Annotated in this window: 6 protein-coding genes; 2 read left to right on the forward strand and 4 right to left on the reverse strand. The window is 71.1% G+C overall.

All coding sequences use genetic code 11. The features are described 5' to 3' along the window. Both AC1D1T_RS28875 and argH read right to left on the reverse strand, forming a co-directional pair. Positions 1–506: ABC transporter permease subunit (locus AC1D1T_RS28875; protein ID WP_477992977.1), on the reverse strand; the 506-nt coding region annotated here is incomplete at its 3' end. Further along, a complete protein-coding gene (gene argH / locus AC1D1T_RS28880) occupies positions 500–1,939 on the reverse strand; it encodes an argininosuccinate lyase (RefSeq protein ID WP_465112336.1) in 1,440 nt (479 codons plus the stop codon). The genes AC1D1T_RS28875 and argH, both read right to left, overlap by 7 nt. A gap of 177 nt (positions 1,940–2,116) precedes the next feature. Between argH and gcvA the strand changes: the two genes are divergently transcribed. Further along, complete coding sequence (gene gcvA, locus AC1D1T_RS28885; protein ID WP_477827869.1) at positions 2,117–3,067, forward strand: transcriptional regulator GcvA; 951 nt, start codon at positions 2,117–2,119, stop codon at positions 3,065–3,067. Between the two features lie 15 nt (positions 3,068–3,082). On the opposite strand, the gene speB is transcribed toward gcvA, so the two are convergent. Next, on the reverse strand, positions 3,083–4,057 hold the full coding sequence (gene speB, locus AC1D1T_RS28890) for an agmatinase (RefSeq protein ID WP_477992978.1): 975 nt from the start codon (positions 4,055–4,057) through the stop codon (positions 3,083–3,085). Positions 4,058–4,189: 132 nt separating this feature from the next. Between speB and AC1D1T_RS28895 the strand changes: the two genes are divergently transcribed. Beyond that, positions 4,190–5,137 (forward strand): 2-hydroxyacid dehydrogenase, encoded by a 948-nt coding sequence (locus tag AC1D1T_RS28895; protein WP_477827871.1) that lies wholly within the window; start codon positions 4,190–4,192, stop codon positions 5,135–5,137. 24 nt (positions 5,138–5,161) lie between these two features. On the opposite strand, the gene AC1D1T_RS28900 is transcribed toward AC1D1T_RS28895, so the two are convergent. Then, positions 5,162–6,516, reverse strand: a 1,355-nt coding sequence (locus tag AC1D1T_RS28900; RefSeq protein WP_477992979.1) for a replicative DNA helicase, incomplete at its 5' end; no start/stop codon positions are given.

Consider the following 6,516-nt stretch of genomic DNA (forward strand, 5'->3'; position numbering starts at 1 on the left):
TCGCTGGTGTAGGCGCCCTGGTTGATGCCCAGGCCGAGCAGCGCGGCGAGGAACGGCGTCATCACGTCGACGGTGCGCAGCTCCCACACCCCGGGCAGGCCGAGGGTCGGGAACACCAGCGCCAGGTTGAACCACAGCAGCAGCTGCAGGATCACCGGCGTGCCGCGGAACAGCCACGTGTAGCCGCGCGCGACGCTGCTGAGCACCGGGTTCGCCGACAGCCGCATCACCGCGGTCACGACACCGAGCACGATGCCCAGCGCCATCGCGAGCACGCTCATCACGACGGTGTTCAGCAGCCCCTCGAGGATCGAGCGCGCGGTCAGGAACCGCGCGACGTACGACCATTCGATCTTGCCGTGCGCGAACGCGTTCGCGATGAACAGCAGCACCGCGAGGATCAGCGCCGTCGCGAGGTAGCGGCCCCAGTAGCGGCGCGGCACCTGGGTCAGGTGCGAGATGCTGCCGAAGTCGTCCTGCGCGCGCACGGGCCCGGCGCTCAGCATCGCGGCCCCCGGTAGTCGGCGCACCACAGCGCCTGCGCGGCCAGTTGCAGCTTCAAGCGGCCGATCTGCTCGTGCACGCGGGCTGGTGCGGTGCCGCCGTGCCCGGTGCGCGCGGCGACGGCGGCTTCCAGCGTCAGGTGCGGCCGCAGGTCGGCGGTGAGCCGCGGGTCGACCTCGGCCAGCAGCGCCGCCGGGGCCTCGCCCAGCTCGATGCCCTGCGCCTCGCAGGCCTTCACGAGCGCGCCGGTGATCTCGTGCGCCTCGCTGAACGGCACGCCGCGCAGCGCGAGCCGGTCGGCCACCTCGGTCGCGAGCGTGAAGCCGAGCGGCGCCTGGCGGCGCAGCTCGTCGGCGTCGACGCGCATCGTGCGGATCATCCCGGCCATCGCCGGCAGCACCAGCGCGAGCGTGTCGACGCTGTCGAAGGCCGCGCCCTTGTCCTCGGCCAGGTCGCGGTTGTAGGCGAGCGGCAGCGACTTCAGCGCCGCCATCATCCCGGTGAGGTTGCCGATCAGGCGGCCGGCCTTGCCGCGGCTCAGCTCGGCGATGTCGGGGTTCTTCTTCTGCGGCATGATCGAACTGCCGGTGCAGTACGCGTCGTCGAGCACCACCCAGCGGAACTGGCGCGACGACCACAGCACCACCTCCTCCGACAGGCGCGACAACTCCACCGCCAGCATGCCGGTGATGAACAGGAACTCGCACACGTGGTCGCGCGCCGCGACCGCATCGATCGAGTTCTCGCACGGCGCGTCGTAGCCGAGCTCCGCCGCCGACAGCTCGGGCGAGCGGCACAGGGCCGAACCGGCGAGCGCCGCGGCGCCGAGCGGCGAGCGGGCGCTGCGGCGATCCCAGTCGACCAGCCGGTCGACGTTGCGGCCGATCGCCTGCGCATGCGCCAGCAGGTGATGCGCGAACACGATCGGCTGCGCCGGCTGCAGGTGCGTGAAGCCGGTCGACAGCGTCGTGACGTGGGCCTCGGCCTGCTGCAACAGCGCGGCCTGCAGCTCGAGCACCGCGGCGGCGATCGAGCGCGCCCGGTCGCGCAGGTACAGCTTCAGGTCGTTGGCGGCCTGGTCGTTGCGCGAGCGGCCGGCACGCAGCTTGCCGCCGATGGCACCCAGGCGCTCGGTCAGCACGCGCTCGAGGAAGGTGTGCACGTCTTCATCGGCCGGCGACGGGTGCAATGCGCCGGCGGCGAACTCGCGCCCGATCGCGTCGATCGCGTCCATCAGCGCATCGAGTTCGGCGGCCTGCAGGATGCCGGCCCGCTGCAGCTCGCGGGCATGGGCGCGCGAGCCGGCCAGGTCGTAGGGCACGAGGCGGAAGAAGCTCGGGTCGGAACGCGACAAGGCCTTCAGCGCCGCCGACGGCTCCGACTTGAACCGTGCGCCCCACAACCGCTGCGTCGCCGCCGCCGAACCTGCTTCCATGCCGTGTCACCCCGCAAGGGCCTCCGAAAGAATGGCGGGATGCTAGTGACGACGGCGCGCGCTGAACACCGAGATTAAGAACCGCGGCGGGCGCAAAAAAACTCAGCCTGTCGCAGGCCGCGCCGTGGCTGCGAAACACCGGCCGTGGCCTGAACCTTGCAAGCAATTCCTCCCCTCATGCCCAAGACGCCCGACCTTCCCTCGCTGCACGATGCCGCCAAGCGCCTGACGCCGCGCAGCCGGCTGCCGCCGCTCAATGCGCTGCGCGCCTTCGATGCGACCGCGCGCCACCTCACCGTCGTGAAGGCGGCCGACGAACTGAGCGTCACGCCGAGCGCGGTGAGCCACCAGCTGCGCACGCTCGAGGACGCTCTCGGCGTGCAGCTCTTCACGCGCAACAAGACCCGGCTCAAGCTGACGACGCACGGCGAGGCGCTGCTGCCGTCGGTGCGCTCGGCGTTCCAGTCGATCGCATCGGCCGCCGCGCGGCTCGGCGACGCGGTGATGGTCGGCGACCTCGTCGTCTCGGCGCCGGTCGGCCTGAGCTCGCGGCTGCTGACGCGCCACATCGGCGAGTTCCTCACCGCGCACCCCGACGTGCACCTGCGGCTGGTCGCGTCGAACGACGACAAGGAGGTGTATGCGCCGTCGGTCGATGTCTGCATCCGCTATGGCACCGGCATCTGGCCCGACCGGCAGGTGCGGCTGCTGAGCCCGGTGACGATCTACCCCGTCTGCAGCCCGGCGCTGATCAACGGACCGCAGGGCGTGCGCACGCTGGACGACCTGCGCCACCACCTGCTGCTGTGCGAGGACGGCGGCGCCGAATGGACGCGCTGGCTGCTCGCGGCCGGTGCGCGCACCGACGGCTTCCGGATGACCGAGATGGGCAATGCGCACATCGCGATCGAGGCGGCACTGCACGGCCAGGGCGTCGCGCTCGGCGACAGCCTGCTGGTCGGCGACGACCTCGCCGAGGGCCGGCTGGTGCGGCTGTTCGAGCAGAGTGTGCCGGCCCGGCATGCGTACTACATGGTGTGCCGCCACGAGGTCTGCGAGAGCCCGCTGGTGGCGGGGTTCACCGACTGGGTGCTGGGGAAGGTGCACGCCGGCTCGGCGCCGGGGTGACGTCCGAAGTGACGATCAGGCCCGGTACTGAACGCCGGGCAGCACGCACAGCATCTCGTACGCGAGGTTCGCACCGACCAGCGCGGTCGTGCCCTGCGGGTCGTACGGCGGCGAGATCTCCACCAGGTCGGCGCCGACGAGGTCGAGCCCGCGCAGGCTGCGGATGATCTCCAGCCCCTGCTGCACGCTGAGCCCGCCGATCTCCGGCGTGCCGGTGCCGGGCGCGAACGACGGGTCGAGGCCGTCGATGTCGAAGCTGAGGTAGACGGGCCCCCCGCCGACGCRCTCGACCACCTCCTTCATCAGCGGCAGCAGGCTGCGGTGCCAGCACTCCTCGGCCTGCACCACGCGAAAGCCCTGCGCGCGGCACCAGTCGAAATCGTCGGCGTGGTAGCCGGTGCCGCGCAGGCCGATCTGCACCACGCGCTGGCAGTCGAGCAGGCCCTCTTCGACGGCGCGGCGAAACGGCGTGCCGTGCGCGATCTTCTCGCCGCCCATCGTGTCGTTGACGTCGGCATGCGCGTCGACGTGCACGACGCCGACCGGGCCGTAGCGCTTGCGCATCGCGCGCAGGATCGGCCAGGCGATCGTGTGGTCGCCGCCGATCGTGATCGGGCGGCAGCCGCCGGCGATGATGCGGTCGTAGGCCGCCTCGATGCGGTCGATCGAATCGACGATGTTGTACGGGTTGGTCGCCACGTCGCCGATGTCGGCGACCTGCAGCGAATCGAAGGGCGCGGCGCGCGTGGCCATGTTGTAGGGCCGCAGCAGCACCGACTCGCTGCGCACCTGGCGCGGGCCGAAGCGCGCACCGGAGCGGTTGGAGGTGCCCAGGTCGAACGGCACGCCGACGAAGCAGGCGTCGAGCCCCTCGGCGGTCGGCTGGTGCGGCAGCCGCATCATCGTCGCGATGCCGGCGAAGCGCGGCACCGCGTCACCGCCCAGCGGCTGGTTGAAACGCGGGGCGGCGGGAGCTTGCGGAGGGGTCACGACGGGATGCCGGCAGCCAGGGATCCCGGATCATAGGAGCCGTGCGGCGCGGCAGCCGATCGAAAAACTCAACGGGCGGCCTTAGTTTTATTGCCGGCCGCCGCGGCCCGGCTGCCTATCATCGGCGCCACGATGAATGCAGCACGCCCCCGCATCTACTATTTCAGCCGCATCGATCCGCCCGCGATGTGGCGCGACGCACTGGCCGGGCAACTCGGCGACGACGCCTTCGACTTCATCGTCGGGCCCGGCTGCGCGGCGCCGCACGAGATCGACATCGGCCTGATGTACAACCTGCCGCCCGAGGGCCTGCGCGCGTTCTCGAACCTGCGCGCGGTGCTGTCGCTGTCGGCCGGCGTGAACCAGTTCGACCGCACGCGCATGCCTCCGGGCGTACCGCTCGCGCGATCGGTCGACAGCTCGCTCGCGCAGCACATCGTCGGCTATGCGAAGGCCGCGGTGCTGCGCTACCACCGGCGCTTCCACCGCTACGAGCGCGATTCGCAGGCGGCGCTGTGGCGCTTCGAGCACCCGCGGTTGAATGCGCAATCGGCGGTGGGCGTGCTCGGGCTCGGCGAGCTCGGCAGCGCGGTGGCCGCGGCGCTCGCGGCCGAAGGGTTCACGGTGCACGGCTGGAGCCGGTCGCCGCGCGAACTGGCCGGCGTGCGCACCCATGCCGGTGCCGCCGGGCTTGCGCAACTCGCCGGCGCCACCGACATCCTCGTCAACCTGCTGCCGTTGACCGACGAGACGCACGGCATCCTGTCGGGCGCGCTGTTCTCGCAGATGCGGCCCGGCTCGTTCGTGATCAACATGGGCCGCGGCGGGCACCTGGTGGAAGACGACCTGCTGGCGGCGCTCGCGAGCCGCCGGCTCGAAGCCGCGACGATCGACGTGGCGACGGTGGAGCCGCTGCCCGCGGGCCATCCGTTCTGGCGCCACCCGGGCATCCTCGTGACGCCGCACGTCGGCGGCATCACGACGGCCGCCACCGCGGCACCGCAGCTCGCCGAGAACGTGCGGCGCGCGATGCGCGGCGAGCCGCTGCTGAACCAGGTGGATGAAGGACGGGGATACTGACCGTGTGCGCTGGCGCCCCGCGCGTCAGTACATGTCGCCGCCCCCGCCCCGGTCGCTGCCGGGCGCGAGGTTCTCGAACTTCGTGAGCGGCTTCAGGAACGCGAGCCGCACCGTGCCGGTCGGGCCGTTCCGCTGCTTGCCGATGATGATCTCGGCGACACCCGGGTCCTTGCTCTCGTCCTTGGTGTAGTAGTCGTCGCGGTAGATGAACATGATGACGTCTGCATCCTGCTCGATCGCTCCCGATTCACGAAGATCGCTCATCATCGGGCGCTTGTCGGTACGAGTCTCGACGCTTCGGTTCAGCTGCGACAGCGCGATCACCGGGCACTTCAGTTCCTTGGCCAGCGACTTCAGGCCGCGCGAGATCTCGCCGATCACGGTGGCGCGGTTTTCCTCGCTGCCGCCGCCGCTGCCGCTCATCAGCTGCAGGTAGTCGACGACGATCAGTCCGAGCTGGCCGCACTGCCGCGCCTGGCGGCGCGCACGGGCGCGCAGCTCGCTCGGCGACAGCGCAGAGCCTTCGTCGATGAAGACCGCAGCCTTGCCGAGCTTCTCGACCGCCTCGGACAGCCGGCCCCATTCGTCGTCGCGCAGCTTGCCGGTGCGCAGGTTGCTCTGGTCGATGCGGCCGAGCGAGCCGACCATCCGCAATGCGAGCTGCGCCGCGCCCATTTCCATCGAGAACACGACGACCGGCAGGCCCTCGTGCACCGCGACGTTCTCGGCGATGTTCAATGCGAAGGCGGTGTTGTGCGTGACGACATCTTCGTCGGTGATGTACAGCCGCTGCGGATGCGACACCGAGATGCACTGGCACGGCGCGCGGCGCGACGGCTCGATCGCGCTGAGCGTCAGCCGCTTCTGGCGCTGCCAGCGCTCGGGCGTGCGGGCCTGCTTGTCCGACAGCAGGAACAGCGAGCGCGGTTCAGGGTGCGAGATGTGGCACACGTAGGCCGGCAGGCCCGGCACGCGCATCCCGGCAACGTTGGTGAAATGCGGCGCCTTCTGGCTGATCGAGCACCAGCCGCCGAGCGAGCGGACCAGCGCAGCCACGTCGTCGGCCAGGCGCCGGCTCGCGGTCGAGAGGCGCACGCTGCCCCAGCGCTCGACCCAGCCATCGGTGTCGAGCAGGCCGCGCAGCAGGTCGAGCCGGCGCTCGCGGCTGGCGGTGAGATAGGACTCGGGAATGAATTTCTGGTCGCTGGACAGGCCCGACAGGCCGAGCGCCTCGAGCGCGGTGCGCAGCGGGTTGGGTTGCGCGCCGAGCAGCCCGGGCACATGGCCGCGGTCGCGGCGCACGATGCGGTAGTCGTAGCGACCGGCGTGCGTGACTTCCATGCCGTCGCCGGCGCGCTCGGCGACGCGCTCGATCATTT

This window comes from Rhizobacter sp. P2_H3 (genome assembly GCF_056403355.1).

What these genes read in the sequence shown, in the direction of transcription:
- argH (WP_465112336.1), bottom strand. Translation starts at nt 1,939, where the DNA reads ATGGAAGCAGGTTCGGCGGCGGCGACGCAGCGGTTGTGGGGCGCACGG.
- gcvA (WP_477827869.1), top strand. Translation starts at nt 2,117, where the DNA reads ATGCCCAAGACGCCCGACCTTCCCTCGCTGCACGATGCCGCCAAGCGC.
- AC1D1T_RS28895 (WP_477827871.1), top strand. Translation starts at nt 4,190, where the DNA reads ATGAATGCAGCACGCCCCCGCATCTACTATTTCAGCCGCATCGATCCG.